Annotated in this window: 17 protein-coding genes; 4 read left to right on the top strand and 13 right to left on the bottom strand. The window is 70.8% G+C overall.

Annotated elements, in window-relative coordinates; translation table 11 throughout:
• Positions 1-52 precede the first annotated feature (52 nt).
• Positions 53-2653, bottom strand: a complete 2601-nt coding sequence (gene pepN / locus ACFPQ9_RS25075) for an aminopeptidase N (RefSeq protein WP_380857363.1) — start codon at positions 2651-2653, stop codon at positions 53-55.
• Between the two features lie 145 nt (positions 2654-2798).
• Here pepN and ACFPQ9_RS25070 point away from each other — a divergent pair, with 145 nt between their 5' ends.
• Positions 2799-3443 (top strand): mycothiol-dependent nitroreductase Rv2466c family protein, encoded by a 645-nt coding sequence (locus ACFPQ9_RS25070; RefSeq protein WP_380857360.1) that lies wholly within the window; start codon positions 2799-2801, stop codon positions 3441-3443.
• A 3-nt stretch (positions 3444-3446) separates the two neighbouring features.
• Here the strand turns inward: ACFPQ9_RS25070 and ACFPQ9_RS25065 are convergent, their stop codons facing one another.
• From ACFPQ9_RS25065 to ACFPQ9_RS25020, 10 genes are all read right to left on the bottom strand, one after another.
• Entirely contained in the window at positions 3447-3680 is a 234-nt protein-coding gene (locus tag ACFPQ9_RS25065) for a hypothetical protein (protein WP_380857357.1), read from the bottom strand.
• Entirely contained in the window at positions 3680-4732 is a 1053-nt protein-coding gene (locus ACFPQ9_RS25060; RefSeq protein ID WP_380857354.1) for a glycerophosphodiester phosphodiesterase family protein, read from the bottom strand. Before ACFPQ9_RS25060 ends, ACFPQ9_RS25065 begins: the two co-directional genes overlap by 1 nt.
• 42 nt (positions 4733-4774) lie before the next feature.
• Positions 4775-6199: an FGGY family carbohydrate kinase gene (locus ACFPQ9_RS25055; RefSeq protein ID WP_380857351.1), complete on the bottom strand. Its 1425-nt coding sequence runs from the start codon at positions 6197-6199 to the stop codon at positions 4775-4777.
• 101 nt (positions 6200-6300) lie between these two features.
• Positions 6301-7329: a 2-hydroxyacid dehydrogenase gene (locus ACFPQ9_RS25050; protein WP_380857348.1), complete on the bottom strand. Its 1029-nt coding sequence runs from the start codon at positions 7327-7329 to the stop codon at positions 6301-6303.
• Positions 7326-8405 (bottom strand): ABC transporter ATP-binding protein, encoded by a 1080-nt coding sequence (locus ACFPQ9_RS25045; RefSeq protein WP_380857345.1) that lies wholly within the window; start codon positions 8403-8405, stop codon positions 7326-7328. The genes ACFPQ9_RS25050 and ACFPQ9_RS25045 overlap by 4 nt, the downstream gene beginning before the upstream one ends.
• Complete coding sequence (locus ACFPQ9_RS25040; RefSeq protein ID WP_380857341.1) at positions 8383-9201, bottom strand: DeoR/GlpR family DNA-binding transcription regulator; 819 nt, start codon at positions 9199-9201, stop codon at positions 8383-8385. Before ACFPQ9_RS25040 ends, ACFPQ9_RS25045 begins: the two co-directional genes overlap by 23 nt.
• Positions 9198-10280: an ABC transporter ATP-binding protein gene (locus ACFPQ9_RS25035; RefSeq protein WP_380857338.1), complete on the bottom strand. Its 1083-nt coding sequence runs from the start codon at positions 10278-10280 to the stop codon at positions 9198-9200. The genes ACFPQ9_RS25040 and ACFPQ9_RS25035 overlap by 4 nt, the downstream gene beginning before the upstream one ends.
• Positions 10277-11107 carry a carbohydrate ABC transporter permease gene (locus ACFPQ9_RS25030; protein ID WP_351191621.1) on the bottom strand — a complete coding sequence of 277 codons (831 nt, stop codon included), beginning with the start codon at positions 11105-11107 and terminating at the stop codon, positions 10277-10279. Before ACFPQ9_RS25030 ends, ACFPQ9_RS25035 begins: the two co-directional genes overlap by 4 nt.
• Positions 11104-11985, bottom strand: coding sequence for a carbohydrate ABC transporter permease (locus tag ACFPQ9_RS25025; protein ID WP_126899300.1), 882 nt, complete (start codon positions 11983-11985; stop codon positions 11104-11106). The genes ACFPQ9_RS25030 and ACFPQ9_RS25025 overlap by 4 nt, the downstream gene beginning before the upstream one ends.
• A 4-nt stretch (positions 11986-11989) precedes the next feature.
• A complete protein-coding gene (locus ACFPQ9_RS25020) occupies positions 11990-13411 on the bottom strand; it encodes an ABC transporter substrate-binding protein (protein ID WP_380857333.1) in 1422 nt (473 codons plus the stop codon).
• 277 nt (positions 13412-13688) lie between these two features.
• On the opposite strand from ACFPQ9_RS25020, the gene ACFPQ9_RS25015 reads away from it, so the two are divergent.
• Genes ACFPQ9_RS25015 through ACFPQ9_RS25005 form a run of 3 tightly spaced genes read left to right on the top strand, consistent with a single transcriptional unit; the run spans position 13689 to position 16579 of the window.
• The gene (locus tag ACFPQ9_RS25015; RefSeq protein ID WP_380857330.1) at positions 13689-15155 is read left to right on the top strand and encodes an FGGY-family carbohydrate kinase; all 1467 of its coding nucleotides are present in this window, start codon (positions 13689-13691) and stop codon (positions 15153-15155) included.
• Entirely contained in the window at positions 15152-15787 is a 636-nt protein-coding gene (locus ACFPQ9_RS25010; protein WP_380857327.1) for a histidine phosphatase family protein, read from the top strand. The genes ACFPQ9_RS25015 and ACFPQ9_RS25010 overlap by 4 nt, the downstream gene beginning before the upstream one ends.
• A gap of 12 nt (positions 15788-15799) precedes the next feature.
• Entirely contained in the window at positions 15800-16579 is a 780-nt protein-coding gene (locus ACFPQ9_RS25005; protein ID WP_380857324.1) for an SAM-dependent methyltransferase, read from the top strand.
• 124 nt (positions 16580-16703) lie between these two features.
• Here the strand turns inward: ACFPQ9_RS25005 and ACFPQ9_RS25000 are convergent, their stop codons facing one another.
• Both ACFPQ9_RS25000 and ACFPQ9_RS24995 read right to left on the bottom strand, forming a co-directional pair.
• Positions 16704-17345 carry a superoxide dismutase gene (locus ACFPQ9_RS25000; protein ID WP_380857321.1) on the bottom strand — a complete coding sequence of 214 codons (642 nt, stop codon included), beginning with the start codon at positions 17343-17345 and terminating at the stop codon, positions 16704-16706.
• A gap of 105 nt (positions 17346-17450) precedes the next feature.
• Entirely contained in the window at positions 17451-18842 is a 1392-nt protein-coding gene (locus tag ACFPQ9_RS24995) for an amino acid permease (RefSeq protein WP_380857318.1), read from the bottom strand.
• Positions 18843-18912: the final 70 nt, after the last annotated feature.

Raw genomic sequence — 18912 nt, 5'->3', positions numbered from 1 at the left:
CACGCAGGCCATGACCGTTGGCCAAAGGTCTCGGATGGTTGACGCCGCCGCGTCACACGCCTGCCCCCGCGTCACACGCCTGCCCCCGCAGCGCCCGCGCCAGATCGTCCCGCGCCTCAAGCACCAGCCGGCGCAGCGCCGGAGCCGCGTCCTCGTGCGCCGAGAGCCAGGCGTCCGTCGCGTCCAGGGTGGCCTGCGACTGCTGGAGCCCGGGGAACAGGCCCCGGACCACGTCCATGCCGATCTGGATGGACCGCTCGGCCCACACCCGCTCGATCACGGCGAAGTACTTCTCGGCGTACGGCGCCAGCAGCTCCCGCTGGGACGGCCGGACGAAGCCCGCGATGGTCGCCTCCACCAGCGCGTTGGACAGCGCGTCCGACTCGACGACCTGCGCCCACGCCTGCGCCTTGACCGCCTCGGACGGCCGCGCGGCCAGGCAGCGCACCTGGTGCCGTCTGCCGGACGCCGTGTCGTCCCGGGCCAGTTCGGCCGCCAGCTCCTTCTCGCCTGCGACGCCGTACGTGGCCAGGGTGTCCAGCAGCACCCAGCGCAGCTCCTGGTCCACGTCGAGCCCGTCGACCGTCGCCGTACCGTCGAGCAGACCCGTCAGCAGCTCGAAGCCGGGCTCGTCCGTCACCCGGGCGAAGAACCGCGCCATCGCCAACTGGTGCTCGCTGCCGTGCTCGGCGGCGTACAGCTGGACCACCGTGCCCTCTCGCAGCAGCTCGGCGCCCTTCTTCCGCCACTCGGGCGCCGCGTAGTGCGTCAGCGCCGACTCGGCCCAGGCGTGCAGCATCTGCAGGACGCCGATGTCGGACTCCCGGTACGCGAACTTCAGCACCAGGCCGATGAACTCCCGCGCCGGCAGCAGCGCGTCCCGTGTCATGTTCCACAGCGCCGACCAGCACAGGGCGCGCGCCAGCGGGTCGGTCATGTCGCCGAGCGCGGCCCGCAGCGTCGCCAGCGAGGTGGCGTCGAACCGGGTCTTGCAGAACGTCAGGTCGTCGTCGTTGACCAGCACCAGCTCCGGCGCCTCGGCGCCCGCCAGCTCCGTCACGATCGTGCGCGGCCCGTCCACGTCCACCTCGGCCCGCGCGTACCGCTCCAGCGCCCCGTCCGCGCCCCGCCGGTACAGGCCCACCGCCACCCGGTGCGGACGCAGCTCCGGGTGCGACTCGGCGGCCTCCTGCACCACCGCCAGCTCGCTCACCCGGCCCTCGCCGTCCAGCAGCACCTGCGGGGTCAGCGAGTTCACACCCGCCGTCTGCAGCCAGGAGCGCGCCCACGCGCCCATGTCCCGGCCGCTGGTCTCCTCCAGCACCGACAGCAGGTCCCCCAGCTGGGTATTGCCGTACGCGTGCCGCTTGAAGTAGCGCCGCGCGCCCTCCAGGAACGCGTCCTGGCCGACGTACGCCACCAGCTGCTTGAGGACCGAGGCGCCCTTGGCGTACGTGATGCCGTCGAAGTTGAGCTTGGCGTCCTGCAGATCGCGGATGTCGGCCGTGATCGGGTGCGTCGAGGGCAGCTGGTCGGCCCGGTACGCCCAGGCCTTGCGGCGGTTGGCGAAGGTGATCCAGGCGTTCTTGAACCGGGTCGCGCCGACGCCTGCGAACGTGCCCATGAAGTCCGCGAAGGACTCCTTCAGCCACAGGTCGTCCCACCACACCATGGTGACCAGGTCGCCGAACCACATGTGCGCCATCTCGTGCAGGATGACGTTCGCCCGGCCCTCGTACGACGCCTGCGTCACCTTGCCGCGGAAGATGTACTCCTCCCGGAAGGTCACCATCCCCGGGTTCTCCATCGCGCCCAGGTTGTACTCGGGCACGAACGCCTGGTCGTACTTGCCGAAGGGGTACGGATAGTCGAAGTGGTCGTGGAAGAAGTCCAGACCCTGCTTGGTGACCAGGAAGACGTCGTCGGCGTCGAAGTGCGGCGCGAGGCCCTTGCGGCACATCGCGCCGAGCGGGATCCGCAGCGTGGATCCGTCGGCGAGGGCGCGCTCGTAGGAGTCCGTGACGTAGTGGTACGGGCCCGCCACGACACAGGTGATGTACGTCGAGATCGGCTTCGTCTCCGCGAACTTCCAGAGCCCGTCGGCGAGTTCGCCGCTGCCGTTGCTCCACACCGTCCAGCCCTCCGGCGCCCGCACCTCGAAGCGGAACGGCGCCTTGAGGTCGGGCTGTTCGAAGTTGGCGAAGACCCGGCGGGAGTCGGCCGGCTCGTACTGCGTGTAGAGGTAGACCTCGCCGTCCTCGGGGTCGACGAAGCGGTGCAGGCCCTCGCCCGTGCGGGAGTAGGCACACTGGGCGTCGACGACGAGCTCGTTGTCGGCGGCCAGGTCCTCCAGGGTGATCCGCGAGCCGTCGAAGACCTCGCTCGGGTCGAGGTCCTTGCCGTTCAGGGAGACGGCCGTCACGCTCGGCGCGATCAGGTCCGCGAAGGTCGTCGCGCCGGGCTCGTTGCAGCGGAAGCGGAGGGTGGTCACCGAGCGGAAGGTGCGCGGCCCGCCCTTGTCGGAGTCCCCGCCGTTGTCGGAGTCCCCGTCGCCGAGCGCGGAACGGACGTCGAGGGACACGTCGTACCCGTCGACGGACAGCAGGGCGGCCCGCTCCCGGGCCTCGTCGCGGGACAGATTCTCTCCGGGCACGGGTGGCACTCCCTGGGGTGGCGTTCAGTATGCGGACAGCCCGATCCTGCCATGTGCCCCTGTCCGGCGGCACCGGGGAATGGCCGGGCGAGCAGCGGTGTTCCCCAGAGGTTCAGCCGAGACCTGCTTGCCCCCGAGGAGAGACATGTCGGACAAGACCCCCGTCGACTTCTGGTTCGACCCGGTGTGCCCCTGGGCCTGGATGACCTCACGCTGGGTCCTCGAGGTGGAGAAGGTCCGCGACATCGAGGTCCGTTGGCATGTGATGAGCCTCGCGGTGCTCAATGAGGACAAACTGGATGATCTGCCGGAGGATTACGCCGCGAACATGCGGCCCGGCGGGAAGACCTGGGGCCCGGTCCGGGTGGCCATCGCGGCCCAGCAGCTCCACGGCGACGAGGTCGTCGGCCGGCTCTACACGGCGCTCGGCACCCGTTTCCACAACCAGGGCCTCGGCGTGAACCGCGACAGTATCGCCGCGGCCCTCGCCGACGCGGACCTGCCCGCCGACCTGATCGAATACGCCGACAAGGACACCTACGACACGGAGCTGCGCATCTCCCACAAGGAGGGCATCGACAAGGTCGGCCAGGAGGTCGGCACCCCGGTCATCGCCGTCCCCGGCGACAACGGCGAGCAGATCGCCTTCTTCGGCCCCGTCGTCACACCGGCACCCAAGGGCGAGGACGCCGCCAAGCTCTGGGACGGCACCCTCGCCGTGGCCTCCGTGCCGGGCTTCTACGAGATCAAGCGGACGCGCACCAAGGGCCCGGACTTCAGCAACCTGTAGGGCTCACTCGTCGGCCGCCGCCTCCTGCGCGAGGAACTTCTCGGGGAGGCGGCCGTAGCCGGCCTTGTTGAACTGCGCGTAGTACGTCAGACAGCCCTTGCCGGTGCACCGCCACAGGTTGTCCACGAAGAAGTCCGGCCCCTCCTTCTCCCGTACCGCCGCCTTCTCCTCCTTGTGGAGGAACCGGAAGCTCTGCATGGTGCCGCAGGTCGGGCAGTCCAGTGTGCGGGTCCTCATCAACCCCTCCTCGCCATCACCGCCAGATCGGGGAAGTCGGTCACCACGGCGTCGACCCCCAGCCCGTAGTACAGCGCGTACTCCGCGAACGCGTCCCCGAAATCGTTCGGTCCGGTTCCCCGCCGCAGGTCCGCCGGCAGGAACTGGTTCTCCGCGCGGAAGGTGTACGGTCCCACCCGCAGCCCCGCCGCATGCGCGTCCGCGAGGAGGGACGTGCCGATGAGCGAGGACTTGTCCGGACCGATCCACCGCGCGTACGCCGCGATCCGCTCCAGCCCCGCCGGGGTCATCATGTCCTTGTACGTCGTCGGATCACCGGACGAGACGAGGTCGTAGGGTCCGCCGGTCGTCCCCAGCGCCTGCCACAGCGGCAGGGACAGGTCCGTCATGCGCTGCAGGCTCGTCGGCTCGAAGGACTGCACGACACATTCGCGCGGGCCGAGCCGGTTGCGGCGGATCGTGGACGCCAGCTTCGGCTCCAGAGGCAGGCCGAGCGAGCGGAAGTACGTCGGATGCTTGGTCTCCGGGAAGACGGCGATCGTCCGGCCGTGCGCCTTGGAGAGCCGGCGCGCCAGGTCGACGACCTCCTGGAAGGTGAGCACCTCCTCCCGGCCGTCGAAGACGGTGTTGCGGTTGCGGACGAGCGGCAGCCGCTCCACCGCCCGCAGCGTCTTCAGCTCCGCCAGCGTGAAGTCCTCGGTGAACCAGCCGGTCACCGCCCGCCCGTCCACGGTCTTCGTCGTCCGGCGGCCCGCGAACTCGGGGTGCGAGGCCACGTCGGTGGTCTGCGAGATCTCGTTCTCGTGCCGGACCACCAGCACATGGTCCTTCGTCGGCACCAGGTCCGGTTCGATCCAGTCGGCGCCGGTCTGCACGGCGTATGTGTACGAGGCCGCCGTGTGCTCGGGACGCCAGCCGGCCGCGCCGCGATGACCGATGACGACCGGCCGCCCCCGTGGACGGGAGCCGGCCGACGGCAGCGCCTGGGCGGCGGTCGCCGAAACGGGGACGGCCGCGGCCGCGAGCAGCAGGGATCTACGTCTCGGATGCATGCAACTCCCTTTCGTCGCAGGGCTGTTCAGGCGCAGGGCTGTTCAGGCGCGGGCCCGGGCGCGCGCCGCGGTCAGGCGGGTCAGGTGTTCCTCGTACCCCTCCGCGTAGTACGCGGCCCGTGCCGCGTCCGGCTCGACGACCGCCGTCGGCCGCGTCCACGCCTCGGCGTCCAGCGGCTCGCCGTACCGCTCGGCCGCCGCGAGCACCGCGCCGCGCGCGCCGACCTCGCCCTCGACGACCCTGAGCGGCCGGCCCAGGACGTCGGCGAGCAGCCGCATCCAGGCCGGACTGCGGGTCCCGCCGCCGCAGACGGCGAGCGTCCCCGTCAGCCCGGCCGCCGCGAGGCAGTGCCGGGCCGCGTAGCCGATGCCCTCGCAGGTCGCCCGGACCAGGTCGGCACGGGTCGACTCCAGCGAGACACCGGTCAGTTCGGCGCGCAGCCGGGGCTCCACGAAGGGCGCGCGCTCACCCGACGGCGCGAAGTACGGCAGCACCCGCACCCCGTGCGCCCCCGGCGGGGTGTCGGCCAGCAGCCCGTCGACCTCCTCGTGCCGCACGCCCGTCGTCGACAGCACCCAGTCCAGCGCCGCCGTACCGACCATCGCGGGCATCGCGCGCAACCAGTGCCCGGGCCGGTCGGTGCTGATGTACAGGCCGGCCGGCTCACCCGTCAGATCCAGATCGGTGGTGGCGACGAGGCTGGCCAGACAGGTGCCGACGATGAGGAGCCCGTCGCCGGGCGAGGTCACGCCCGCACCCAGCGCGCAGGCCGGCAGGTCGTACGGCCCGTTCGCGAGCCGCGTCCCGGCCGCGAGGCCCTCGCCGAGCGCCGGTGCCGTGGCGACCGGATCGCTGACCGGCGCGAGCAGCCCGCGCCGGTGGGTGAGGCCGAGCAGCTCCACGACCCGGTTGTCGTAGCTCCGCGTCCGCGGGTCCAGGAACGGCATCGAGGCGTCCGACACATCCGTCGTCGGCCCCGCCCCCGTCAGCCGGTGGAACACCATGTCCTTGCAGTACAGCGCGGCCGCCGCGGCATCCAGCGCCTTCGGCTCATGGCTCTCCAGCCACGCCAGCAGCGGGCCCGGACAGCCCGGGAACATCGCGCTGCCGGTGCGCCGGAACACCGTCTCGAACGTGCCGTCCGCCAGCCACCGGTCGACCAGCTCGTGCGCCCGCCCGTCCATCCAGGACGCCGCCGCCCGCACGGGCCGCCCCTGCGCGTCGACCAGCCACACCCCGTCGCCCTGCCCGGTCAGCCCGGCCAGCTCGACGGGTTCCGGCACCTGGGCGGTCAGCGAGTCAAGTACGTCGACGACGGCCGCGTACACCTCCTCCATGTCCTGCTCGACGACCCCGCCGTGCAGGGTGAGCCCCACCGACCTTGATTCGATGGCGAGTTCACGACCGGTGCTGTCGAACGCGGCAGCCTTCACCATGGACGTACCTACGTCGATCCCGACGTACATAACGGGTCTCCTCTACGGTCCGGTAGCGCCCCTCAGGGGCGCGGGGAACTGCGCGACCAGCCACAACGACGCCGCAGACGACCGACGACAAATCGCGGCACTCAGGTCAGCGCATGCGCCAACGGCTCCCCCCGCACCCAGCGCCCCACCTCCGCCGCCGCGATCGCCGCCGCCTTCTCCGCCACCGCCCGCGACGCGCCTCCCAGGTGCGGGGTCAGCACGACGCGGTCCGCCAGGGCGTGCAGCCGCGAGTGCGGGGGCAGCGGCTCCTGTACGTAGGTGTCGAGGGCCGCCGCCGAGAGGTGGCCGTCCTCCAGGGCGGCGCACAGCGCTTCCTCGTCGAGGAGTGGGCCGCGGGCCACGTTCACGACGACCGCGCCCCGCGGCAGCAGGGCCAGCTCCCGGGCGCCGATCAGCCCGCGGGTCTCCGCGGTGAGCCGGGCGTGCAGGGTGACGACCCGGGAGCGGCGCAGGAGTTCGTCGAGGGAGGTCAGGCGCAGGCCGTGGATCTCGCCGCGGGCGTAGGGGTCGTAGACCATCACCTGCGCCCCGAACGCGCACAGCGCCCGCGCGACCCTGCTGCCGACGGCGCCGTAGCCGACGAGCCCGACGGCCAGGTCCTCCAGTTCCAGGCCGCTGTGGTCGTAGGTGTAGTACGTCGAGCCGTCCCAGCTGCCCCGCAGCGCCAGCAGATGGTGGGCCTGCGGGATACGGCGCAGCGCGGCCAGCAGCATGCCGACGGTGAACTCGGCGGTGGCGGCGGCGTTGCGGCCGGGTGCGTAACAGACCCGCACGTCGTGCCGCTTGGCCGCGTCCAGGTTGACGTTCACCGGACCGCCCCGGCACACGACCACCAGCCGCAACTGCGGGCAGGCGTCCAGGACGCGCTCCGTCACCGGGCCCATCTGGGTCACCAGCACCTGCGCCCCGGCGAGCGCGGCGATCAACTCGTCCTCGGCGTCACTCGCCTCCGCCACCTCGGCCACCGTCCCGAACGGCTCCAGCGGCCAGCCGAGCGTCAGCTCGCCCACATCACAGCTGAGTTCATGGGCGAGCGCGTCCTTGATGAGCGACGGCAGGATGAAGTGGTCGCCGGCGGCCACCACGCGCACGCGGTTCCCGTTGGTCATCGCAGGGAGTCTCCCGTCTCGGCGTCGAAGACATGGGTGAGGTCAGGGTCGGCGGTGACGTGGACGCGGTCGTCGTGGGCGAGGCGGACCTCGGCGTCGGTGACGACGACCAGGGGATGTGCGACGCCGTCGAGGGTGAGGGTGGCGATGCCCGACTCCAGCAGGGGTTCGTGGGCCACGACGCGGGCGGCGAGGCCGTCCCCGCCGGTCAGCGTGAGGTCCTCCGGGCGGATCCCGACCACCACCTCGCGGCCCGCCGACACCGGCACCGGCAGCGCGATCCGTGCCGTGTCGGAGAGACGGGCGTGGCCGTCGTCCGTCGCCACGCCCGGCAGCAGGTTGATCGCCGGTTCACCGACGAAGTCCGCGACGAAGAGGTTGGCGGGGCTGTCGTAGATCTCGTACGGGGTGCCGAGCTGCTGGATCACGCCGTCCTTCATCACGGCGATCCGGTCGGCGAGGGAGAGGGCCTCCTCCTGGTCGTGGGTGACCAGGATGGTCGTATGCCCCAAGTCGCGCTGGATGCGCTTCAGTTCGCGGCGTGTGGTGTCGCGCTGGGCCGCGTCGAGGTGGGACAGCGGCTCGTCGAGGAGGAGCACGTCGGGTTCGCGGATCAGCGCGCGGGCCAGGGAGACACGCTGCTTCTGGCCGCTGGACAGGCCCGCGGGGCGGGCGTCGAGGATGCCGGTGAGGTCGACCCGCTCGGCGATCTCCTTGACCTTGCGGGCCACGTCTCCCCGGTCGGCCCGTCTGCGCGCCTTGAGGCCGAAGGCGAGGTTCTCCGCCACCGTCAGCGGCGGGTACAGGGCGTAGTTCTCGAAGGCGACTCCGATGTTGCGCCGCTGGGCGGGCCGGGAGATCACCGACGAGCCGCCGACCAGCACGTCTCCGCCGGTCACCGTCTCCAGACCGGCGATCATCCGCAGTGTCGTGGACTTCCCGCAGCCCGACGGGCCGAGCAGTCCGAGCAGCTCGCCGGAGCGCAGGGTCAGGTCGATGCCGCGTACGGCGTCCACCGGCGGGCGACCCCGCGCCGTATAGGTCTTGCGCAGATCACGTAGCTCCAGCTCGGTCATCGCCGCCCCTCGTCATCGCACAGACCTCGTAGGTGACCTTGTGCTCGTCCAGGTCCCGCAGCGCCTCGGCCGACGCCCCGTCGTCCACGAGGAGCAGGTCGAAACGGGACAGGGGGACCACCCGGTGCAGGGCGACCCGGGCGAGCTTGGTGTGGTCGATCAGCAGGACGTTGCGGGCGGCCGCATCCAGCATGGCCCGCTTCACCGACACGATGTGCTGCTCCTGGTGGTAGGCGTACCCCCCGTGCACGGCGGACGTCGACGCGAAGCAGACGTCCACCCGCAACTGCCCGATCGCCTCCACGCAGGACACGCCGAGGAACGAGGAGTGGAGCGGGTCGTAGTCCCCGCCGAGCGCCATGAGGTGGATGCCGCGCTGGTCGGAGAGCATGTTGATCGCCTGAAGGAAGTTGGTGACGACCGTCAGCGGGGTCACCTCCCCGAGCCGCAGCCTGCGGGCTATCTCCAGGGTGGAGGTGGAGTCGTCCAGCATGATCGCCATGCCGGGCTCGACCATCCTCAGGGCGCGTTCGGCGACGGCGGCCTTCTCCGCGCGCATGGTCTTCAGCCGGTACTGCACGTTCGACTCGAAGACCCCGGACGGCTGTGCGGTCACCCCGCCCCTGAACTTCCGTACGATCCCCTGCCGTTCGAGCTCGTCGAGGTCCCGGTGGATGGTCATCAGGCTCACCCCGAACCGCTCGGCCAGCTCGGCGGCGGTGGCGGAGCCGTCGGCGAGGACCTGCTCGGCCATCGCGGACTGGCGGGCGGCGGGGCCCTGCTGGGCGTGGTTCATGGTCCGATCCTTCGTCCTGGACGCTCCGGCCGGTCGGCCTCGAACAGCAGCAGGTTCTCAGGCCGGACCGACAGTCGTACCGGATCGTCGGGCCGAAGGGCGGACGCCTCGCCGCGCGGGGCGACCAGGGACAGATTCTGCGCGCCGAGCCGGACGGTGACCTCCACGGACCGGCCGAGCACCTCGGTGACGTAGACGGTGCCGGTGAGCTCGTGCCCGGGGCCCTCGCCGAGGGTGAGATCGCGGGGCCGGACGCCGATCAGTACGTCCGTGCCGGCGGCGCCGGCCCGGACCGGCAGCTCGACCTTGCCGTCGGCGGAACGGAAGCCGCCGTCGGCGGTGACCGACCCCGGCAGCAGATTGATCCGGGGCCGCCCGAATGCCCGCGCGACCTCCGTGTCGTGGGGCCGGTACCAGATCTCCTCCCGCGTCCCCGTCTGCACGATCCGCCCGTCCCGGATCACCCCGATCCGGTCGCCCAGCGCCAGCGCCTCCACGGAGTCATGGGTGACGTAGAGGGTGGTCGTGCGCCGCACCGCCCCGATCGCCTTCAGCTCCGCCCGCATCTGCTGGCGCAGTTTGGCGTCCAGATGGGAGAGCGGTTCGTCGAGGAGGAAGGCACGCGCGGGGCGGACCAGGACCCGGCCGAGGGCGACGCGCTGCCGCTGGCCGTTGGAGAGCCGGCCGACCGGGCGGTCCAGCAGGGGCGAGATGCCGAGGAGTTCGGCGACCTCGCCGATCCGCTCCCGGGCCTCGGCCGCGGGGAGGCGGTGCCGTGGGGAGCGCAGCGGCGAGGCCAGATTGTCGTAGGCCGACTTGTGCGGGTAGAGGGCGTAGCTCTCGAAGCACATCGCGACGCCGCGGTCGTACGGCTCGACGCCGCGCATGTCCCTGCCGTCGAGCTCGACGGTGCCGGCGTCGGGGGTCTCCAGGCCGGCGACGGTCTTCAGGGTCGTGGTCTTGCCCGCGCCGGAGGGCCCGAGGAGGCAGAAGAACTCGCCCTCGCGGACATCCAGTTCGAGGTCGTCGAGCGCGGTGACCTTGCCGTAGGTCTTGCGTACACCGTGCAGCCGGATCATGACTTCACCGCCCCGAACGACAGGCCCCGCACCAGATACCGCTGGATGGTGAGGGCCAGCAGCAGGGGCGGGACCACGGAGACCAGTGCGGCGGCGGCCGTGAGGTTGTACTTGGGCCGGTCGCCGCCGAGGAAGGACAGGGCGCCCACCGTCACGGTCTGTGCCTCGTTGGAAGTGAGGATCAGCGGGAAGACGAAGTTGTTCCAGGCGAAGATGAAGGCGAGCAGGGACACGGCCGCCACCCCCGGCTTCACCAGCGGCAGCGCCACCCGCAGGAACGCCTGTTTGCGGGTGTAGCCGTCCAGCAGCGCCGCCTGTTCCAGCTCGGGTGTGAGGTCGGCGAAGTAGGACCGCATGATCCACACGATCAGCGGCAGGGTGACCAGCTGGAGCACCCACACCATGCCGACGTAGGTGTCGAACAGGCCGAGCTTCTGGTACAGCACGAACAGCGGGATGATCACGGTGAGTTCGGGCGCGAACCGGAACGACAGCAGCGTGAACATCAGGTTCTCGGAGCCCTTGAAGCGCCAGCGCGCCGAGGCGTACGCCGCCGGGAGTCCCACCAGCAGCGACAGGACCACCGCGCCCACCGACACGACCAGGCTGTTGACGAAGAACCGCACGAACGGGATGCCCTCGCTGTCGCCGAGGACCGTGCGGTAGCCGTCGAGGGTGGGGGAGAAGGAGAAGTAGGTGGAGAAGAGCTGGTTCGTCGGCTTCAGCGACAGGATCACCATCCAGGCGATCGGGAACAGCGCGAAGACGAAGTAGAGGATGAGGGCCGCGTCGGCCAGCCATCCCAACAGGCGTTTGCGTACGGTCATTTCGCCTCGGCCGCCTTCCGCTGGATCTTTCCGAGATGCTTCACGAGCACCATCGCGGCGAGATACACCACGGCCCACAGCACGATCGTGTAGCTGATGCCGAAGGAGTAGCGCTGGAAGCGGATCGCTTCCAGATAGGCCCGGATCTGCAGGACGACGGTCGAGTCACCGGGGCCGCCCTCGGTCAGGGCGTAGATGATGTCGAACACCTTCAGCGAGTCCATGAACCGGAAGATCACCGCCACCAGGACGTACGGCCACAGCATCGGCAGCGTCAGCCGCCGGAAGGTGTACCACCAGCCCGCCCCGTCGACGGCCGCCGCCTCGAAGGGGGAGGTGGGCAGGGAGCGCAGCCCGGCGAGCGCGAGGATCGCGACGAACGGTGTGTACACCCACACGTCCACGGCGATGGACGACAGCAGCGCCCCGGTCGGGGTGTCCGTCCACTGCACTCCGCCAAGACCGAAGGGTCTGAGCAGATGGTTCACGACGCCGACCGACGGCTGCAGCATCAGCTTCCAGATGATCGCCGCGATCACCGGCGCGATCATCAGCGGCAGGATGAGGATCTTCTCCAGCACCCGACCGACGATCGTCGAGCGGTGCAGCAGCAGGGCGACGGCGACCCCCAGCACCGTCTCCACGGCGGCCGCCCCCACCGCGTACAGCACCGTCACCCACGCCGAGTTCCAGAACGCCTCCTGGGTGAAGACGGTCTGGTAGTTCTCGAACCGCACCATGTCCGGCTGTGGCTTGCTCGCCGAGAAGTCGAACAGCGTGTAGTAGAGGCCGAGCCCGAAGGGGTAGAGGATTCCGCAGGTCAGCAGCAGGGCGGGGACGATCAGGACGTACGGGCGAAGGGCCAGCCGCCATCCCATCGCGCTAGCCCACCTTGTCGGCGAGGTCGCCCGCCAGCCTGCCGAGGACCGACTCGGCGCCCTTGCCGCCGTAGATCTCCTGAAGGGCGGCGGCCCAGCTGGTGGTGGCGTCGAAGAACTGGGCCTGCGGGGTGAACTGGATCTTCGTCTGGTCGACGACGGTCTCGAAGGTCTCGATGAAGCCGGGCAGGTGCTTCATCTTGTTCTTGTAGGCGGCGTCGTCGGCGATCGACTTGCGGACCGGGTCGATGTGGTTGTGCGTGAGCGCGCTCTTGCGCAGATGCTCCTTGCCGGTCGCCCACTGCAGGAACAGCCAACTGGCGCTCTTCCTCTTGCTCTTGGCGTTCATGCCGAGCGACCAGATCCACATGTTGGTGGCCAGCGACCCGTCCGGTCCCTTGGGTCCGGGATGGAAGGCGATCTTCCCGGAGGCCGGGCTCGCCCCCTGAACGGCCTGGAAGTAGGCGGCCGTGTCCGCGTCGAACAGCATCCCGGCCTTCTTCGCGCCGAGGTCGCTGGAGCACTGGTACCAGGTGTACGACGTCCAGGACGGCGGCCCGCCCTGCTTGACCATGCCGGCCCAGTCCTCGGTGAACGCGACGGCTTCCGGGCTGTTCATGGCGGGTGTGAGCTTCCCGTCCCGGACCGTGAAGTCCTTCAGCCCGTTGCGGGCGTACATCGTCATGAAGCCCGGGTGGATGGTCGCCCAGCTGCGGGAGCCCCGTACGGCGATCCCGTACATGCCGTCGAACCCGGCGCCCGGCGCCTTGCGCTTGATGACGCCGGCGAGGTCGCGCAGCTCGTCGAAGGTCTCGGCGGGCTTGAGGCCGAGCTTCTTGAAGACGTCCGTGTTGTAGGCGACGACGTTGGTCTCCCAGCCCCACGGCAGCGCGTACTGCCCGCCCTGTCCGAGCGGCGCGCCCGCCTTCAGCGACCACTGGTCGGCCTGGAGGAGGTTGGGGAAGAAGTCGGCCTGGTCCCATTCGGCGCCGGTCGCCGAGGAGTTGCGCATCCAGGGACCGAGGTCCTCCAGCCAGCCCGGCGGGCCGTACTGCCAGACCATGTACGCGCCCAGCATGAACACGTCGTAGGAGGCGCGTCCGCTGGACAGGTCGACGGTGAGCTTGTCGAAGTAGTTGTCCTCGGGGAAGACGTCGTACTCGACCTTGATGCCGGTCTTCTCGGTGAAGGACTTCAGGTCGGCTATCAGCGCGTCCGTGTACGGGTGCTTGTTGAGCAGCGCCTTGACGGTGGTGCCCTTCTCCCGCTTCCAGTCGAAGGAACCGGTGACGTCGTCCGCCGCCGAGCCGTCGCTCTTGCTGTCGTCGCCGCCGAATCCGGCACCGCAGGCGGTCAGCAGGGGCGTGGCGGCCAGGGCGCCGCCCAGCGCCAGGAACCGTCGGCGGTCGTGCACGTGCGTGTCCATCCGTGACCTCCACGTGGGGCTCGGTCAATTGCGCGGGTGCTGCGTCTTCCCGGGGCTGTGACATCAGCGGCTCCGCCGCGGGCCCCCGGACCCCCAGCAGAAAAGCAACGTCGGCCGGGAGGACCGGCGCGAAGATCGCGCGGCAGATTCGGTTAACACGGCGAGTCGACTCGTTAACAGAGGGTGGAACGGCGGAAGTTGGGCGTCAATCCCTCGCGCACGGGAAAATATCGGTGCAGAGTGAGAAGTTAACGGATCCAGATGTGCGGGAGGCCGGATGACTGACGAGCACGAGGCCTGGCTGGGGATCGACCTGGGCACCCAGAGCGTGCGGGTTCTGCTGGTCACCGGGGACGGCACGGTCCTCGGCAGCGGCTCGGCGCCCCTCGCCGGGCGGCGGGACGGGGTGCGGCACGAGCAGGATCCGGGGGCGTGGTGGGAGGGCGTGTGCGCCGCCTCCCGCGCCGCGCTGCGGGAGCACCCCCGGGCGAGGACGCGGGTCGGCGCGCTCGCGGTGTGCGGGACGTCCGGGACCGTGCTGCTGACGGACGGCGCGGGGCGGCCGATGAGCCCCGCCCTGATGTACGACGACGGACGGGCGAGCGTGCAGGCGGCGCGGGCGCGGATGGCCGGGCTGGTGGTGCAGGACACCTGGGCGCTGCCGAAGGCGGTATGGCTGACCGAGACGTACGGCCCCGGCCGGATCACCCACCAGCCGGACCTGGTCGTCTCCCTCCTCACCGGCGAAGTGCCGTCGGCCGACTCCAGCCACGCCCTGAAGACCGGCTACGACCTGGAACACGACGCCTGGCCGGGCATGCTGCCCCGCCTCGGTCTGCCGGAGACCGCGCTCCCCGAGGTCGTCCGGCCCGGCAGCCCGCTCGGCGAGGTCTGTGCGAGCGCCGCCGACGCCACCGGCATCCCCGCCGGCACCCCCGTCGTCGCCGGGATGACCGACGGCTGCGCGGCCCAGATCGCCTCCGCCGCACTGCGCCCCGGCTCCTGGAACTCGGTGCTGGGCACCACGCTGGTGCTCAAGGGCGCGTCCTCGACGCCGGTCCGCGACCCGACCGGCGTGGTCTACAACCACCGTGCCCCCGACGGCAGTTGGCTGCCCGGCGGGGCCTCCAGCGTGGGCGGGGGCGTGCTCGCGGCGGCGTTCGCGGGCGCCGATCCGGCGGCCATGGACACGCTGGCCGCCGCGTACGAGCCGTCCGGCGCGATCGCCTACCCCCTGGTGTCACCCGGCGAGCGCTTCCCGTTCCACGCGCCGGAGGCCACCGCGCTGGTCCTGGGCGAACCGGAGTCGGACGCCGACCTGTGGGCCGCGCTGCTCCAGGGCGTCGCCTTCACCGAACGCCTCTGCCTGGACTACCTGCACCACCTGGGCGCCCCCCTCGACGGCCCCCTCACCTTCACCGGCGGCGCCGCCCGCAGCCCCTACTGGAACCAGCTGCGCGCCGACGTCCTGGGCCGCCCCGCCCGGGTGCCCGAGGAGACGGAACCCGCCCTGGGGATGGCCGCGCTGGCCGCGTACGGCACGGGCTCGGCACCCGGACTCGCCGAGGCCGCGGAGGCCATGGTCCGCATCGGCACGACCGTCGCACCGCGCCCCGACCGCACCGCCCGTTTCGCCGAGCCGTACGCCCGCCTGGTCGACGAGCTGACCGCGCGGGGCTGGCTCCCGCCCCCGGTCGCGGCGCACGCGCACGCCCGCCTGGACGGGGATACTGCGGACTCATGAGCACGAGCACCCACGCGACGCTGCTGCTGGCCCGGCACGGACAGACGGTCTGGCACGCCGAGAACCGCTACGCCGGGGTCAGCGACGTGTCCCTGACCGACACGGGCCGCGCCCAGGCCGACGCCCTCGGCCGCTGGGCCGCCGCCCACCCGGTCGACGCGATCTGGACCTCGCCCCTCTCCCGTGCGGTGATCACCGCCGATCCGGCCTGCCGGGCCCTCGGCCTCACCCCGCAGCGCGAACCCGGCCTGCGCGAATGCGACTTCGGTGTGCTGGAGGGCCGTACGCTCGCGGAGTTCGCGGCCGAGGACCCGGCCGCGGCGGAGGCGTTCCGCACCGACCCGGTGGCCCACCCGTTCCCGCGGGCGGAGGACCCGTCGGCCGCCGCCGAGCGCGGCGCCGCCGCCCTGCGCCGGATCGCCGCCGCCCACCCGGGCGAGCGGGTCCTCGTGGTCGCGCACAACACGCTCCTGCGGCTGGTGCTGTGCACGCTGCTGTCGATCCCGGCCGGGGAGTACCGCAGAGTGTTCCCCCGGCTGCGCAACGCCGCGGTCAGCGAACTCCTCGTGAGAACCGACGGATCCGCCGCGCTCGTCTCCCTCAATGTGCCCTGCGACCCCGACCTGCCGTAGCACCATGGGCACATGACGGAGATCGACACCTCGGTACCGCACTCGGCCCGGATCTGGAACTACTGGCTGGGCGGCAAGGACAACTACCCCGTGGACGAGGCGGCGGGCGACGCGTACACCGCGGTCTTCCCCGGCATCGTCACCATCGCGCGCAGCAGCCGCGCCTTCCTGGGCCGCAGCATCCGGTATCTGGTGACGGAGGCCGGCGTACGCCAGTTCCTCGACGTCGGCACCGGCCTGCCCACCGTCGACAACACCCACGAGGTCGCCCAGCGCCTCGCCCCCGAGTCGAAGATCGTCTACGTCGACAACGACCCGCTGGTCCTGGCCCACGCCCGCGCCCTGCTCACCTCCACCCCCGAGGGCAGCACGTCGTACGAGGACATGAGCCTGTACGAACCGGAGAAGATCCTTCAGGCCGCCTCCCGGACCCTCGACCTCTCCCGCCCCACGGCCCTGATCCTCAGCGGCATCCTGGGTCACGTCGCCGACTACGACCGGGCCCGCGACCTGGTCCGCCGGCTGCTGGCCGGCCTGCCCTCCGGCAGCTACCTCTGCGTCAACGACGGCTCCCGGGGGACCGACCCGGACTACGAGAACGCCCAGGACGCCTACAACGAGACCGGCGCCGTTCCTTACTTCCTGCGCCCCGTCGACAAGATCGAGGGGTTCTTCGAGGGCCTGGAACTCGTCGAGCCGGGCATCGTCTCCGTCCCGCTGTGGCGCCCCGAGCCTTCCGACGAGGAGCGCCGGCCGATCGGCCAGCACGGCGGGGTGGGCCGCAAGCCCTGACGCCCCTCGGCACATGGGAAGCCCCCGCGAGTCACGTCCTCGCGGGGGCTTCCGTCATTCCGCCTGCCGGGTGAAGGTTGAGAAGACGATCACGAGGCAGGACGACTTGTGCGGCCCGGCGCCGTCAGGGCGCGAGCAGCAGGACGTCCGTACGGGACTTGGCGGCGGCGTAACGCCGGGCCACGTCCTGCCAGTTGACGACCTGCCACATGGCCTCGATGAAGTCGACCTTCTGGTTCTTGTACTGCAGGTAGAAGGCGTGCTCCCAGGCGTCGAACACGAGGATCGGCGTGGCGCCCTGGCCGACATTGCCCTGGTGGTCGTAGACCTGCTCGACGATCAGCCGCCCGCTCAGCGGCTCGTACGCCAGCACGCCCCAGCCCGAACCCTGCGTGGTCGCGGCGGCCTTGGACAGCTGCGCCTTGAAGCCGGCGAAGGACCCGAAGGCCTCGGTGATCGCGTCCGCCAGCTCGCCCACCCCGTCCGCGGCGAGCGGCTCGCCACCGCCGTCACCGGTCATGTTCTGCCAGTAGATGCTGTGCAGGATGTGCCCGGACAGATGGAAGGCCAGGTTCTTCTCCAGGCCGTTGACCGACCCCCACGACTCCTTGTCCCGCGCCTCGGCCAGCTGCTCCAACGTGTCGTTGGCGCCTTTCACGTAGGCCGCGTGGTGCTTGTCGTGGTGCAGCTCGATGATCTCGGGGCTGATCACCGGCGCGAGCGCGGAGTAGTCGTAGGGCAGTTCCGGGAGTGTGTAGACGGGCATGAAGGGTCCCCTCAGAGCTCTTATTGCAAGTAGCTTGCAACAACAAGCTAACAGCAAAAAGCCCCCGTGTGGATCACACGGGGGCTCTGTCGCGGCTCGGGCGGGTCAGACCTGGGCGCGCCTGCGCTGCCAGACGTACCCGACGATCGCCAGGAGCACCGTCATCCCGCCCGTCGAGTACAGCTGCACCCGCGTGTCCGGCTCCCGGGCCATCAGGACGAAGATCGCCGCCATGCCGGCCATCGCGACCCAGGTCAGCACCGGGAAGGCCCACATGCGGACGACCAGCTTCTCCGGGGCCTCGCGCTCCAGTTGGCGGCGCAGCCGCAGCTGGGAGACGGCGATCAGGATCCAGACCACCAGGATGACCGCGCCGATCATGTTCAGCAGCCAGGGGAAGACGTCGTCCGGTCGCCAGTAGGACAGGACGACGCACACGAAGCCGAAGACGCAGGAGGCGAGGACCGCGATCCGCGGGACGCCGCCCGACACCCGGCCCAGCCACGCGGGGCCCTGACCGCGCTGCACCAGGGAGTACGCGATGCGCGAGGAGCCGTAGATATTGGCGTTCATGGCGCTCATCAGGGCGATCAGGACCACCACGTTCATCAGCTGACCGGCGCCGGGGATGCCCAGGTGGTCGAGGGTGGCGACGTACGGGCCCTTCTCGACGACCTCCTTGGAGTCCCAGGGGACCAGCGTGACCACGACCGCCATCGAGCCGATGTAGAAGAGGGCGATGCGCCACATGGCCGTGCGCACCGCGCGCGCGACACCGCTGACCGGGTTCTCCGACTCGGCCGCCGCGATGGTGACCGTCTCCATGCCGCCGTAGGCGAAGACCGAGGCCAACAGGCCGATCATCAGCCCCTCGCTGCCGTTGGGGAGGAAACCGCCCTCACCGGTGAGGTTCGCGGTGCCCGGCGCGTCCGTACCGGGCAGGACACCGGCGATGGCCAGCCCGCCCAGCACCAGGAACAGCGCGATCGCGCCGACCTTCAGCGCGGCGAACCAGAACTCGAACTCGCCGAAGTTCTTCACGGCGGCCAGGTTCGCGCCGCAGAAGACGACCATGAACAGGGCCACCCAGGCCCACTCCGGTGTCCCGGGCAGCCAGCCCGTCACGATCTTCGCGGCGCCGATGCCCTCCAGACCGACGGCCGTGCACAGCAGCACCCAGAACGACCAGCCGGCCGTGAAGCCCGCCCAGGGACCGATGGCCCGTTCGGCGTGCGCGGAGAAGGAACCGGAGGAGGGATACGCGGCCGACATCTCGCCGAGCATCCGCATCACCAGCATCACGAGGAGGCCGGAGATGACATAGGCGATGACGATCGAGGGTCCGGCGGCGGCGATACCGGCCCCGGAACCGACGAACAGGCCCGCGCCGATGACACCACCGAGGGCGATCATCGACAGGTGACGCTGCTTGAGACCGTGGGAGAGGGAGACGTCGTCCGCCTGCGCGGGCGTCTCCGTGGTGGTGCTGTCCTGCATGGGCGCGGCTCGTCCAATGCGTGAGAGGGCAAAAAAACGCCCACAGTGTGGTCATCCCCTCCGCTCAGAA

Source organism: Streptomyces coerulescens (assembly GCF_042657965.1).
Taxonomy (GTDB): domain Bacteria; phylum Actinomycetota; class Actinomycetes; order Streptomycetales; family Streptomycetaceae; genus Streptomyces; species Streptomyces coerulescens.
Note: the sequence above shows the minus strand (reverse complement) of the source record. Positions and strands in the feature narration are given on the sequence as shown.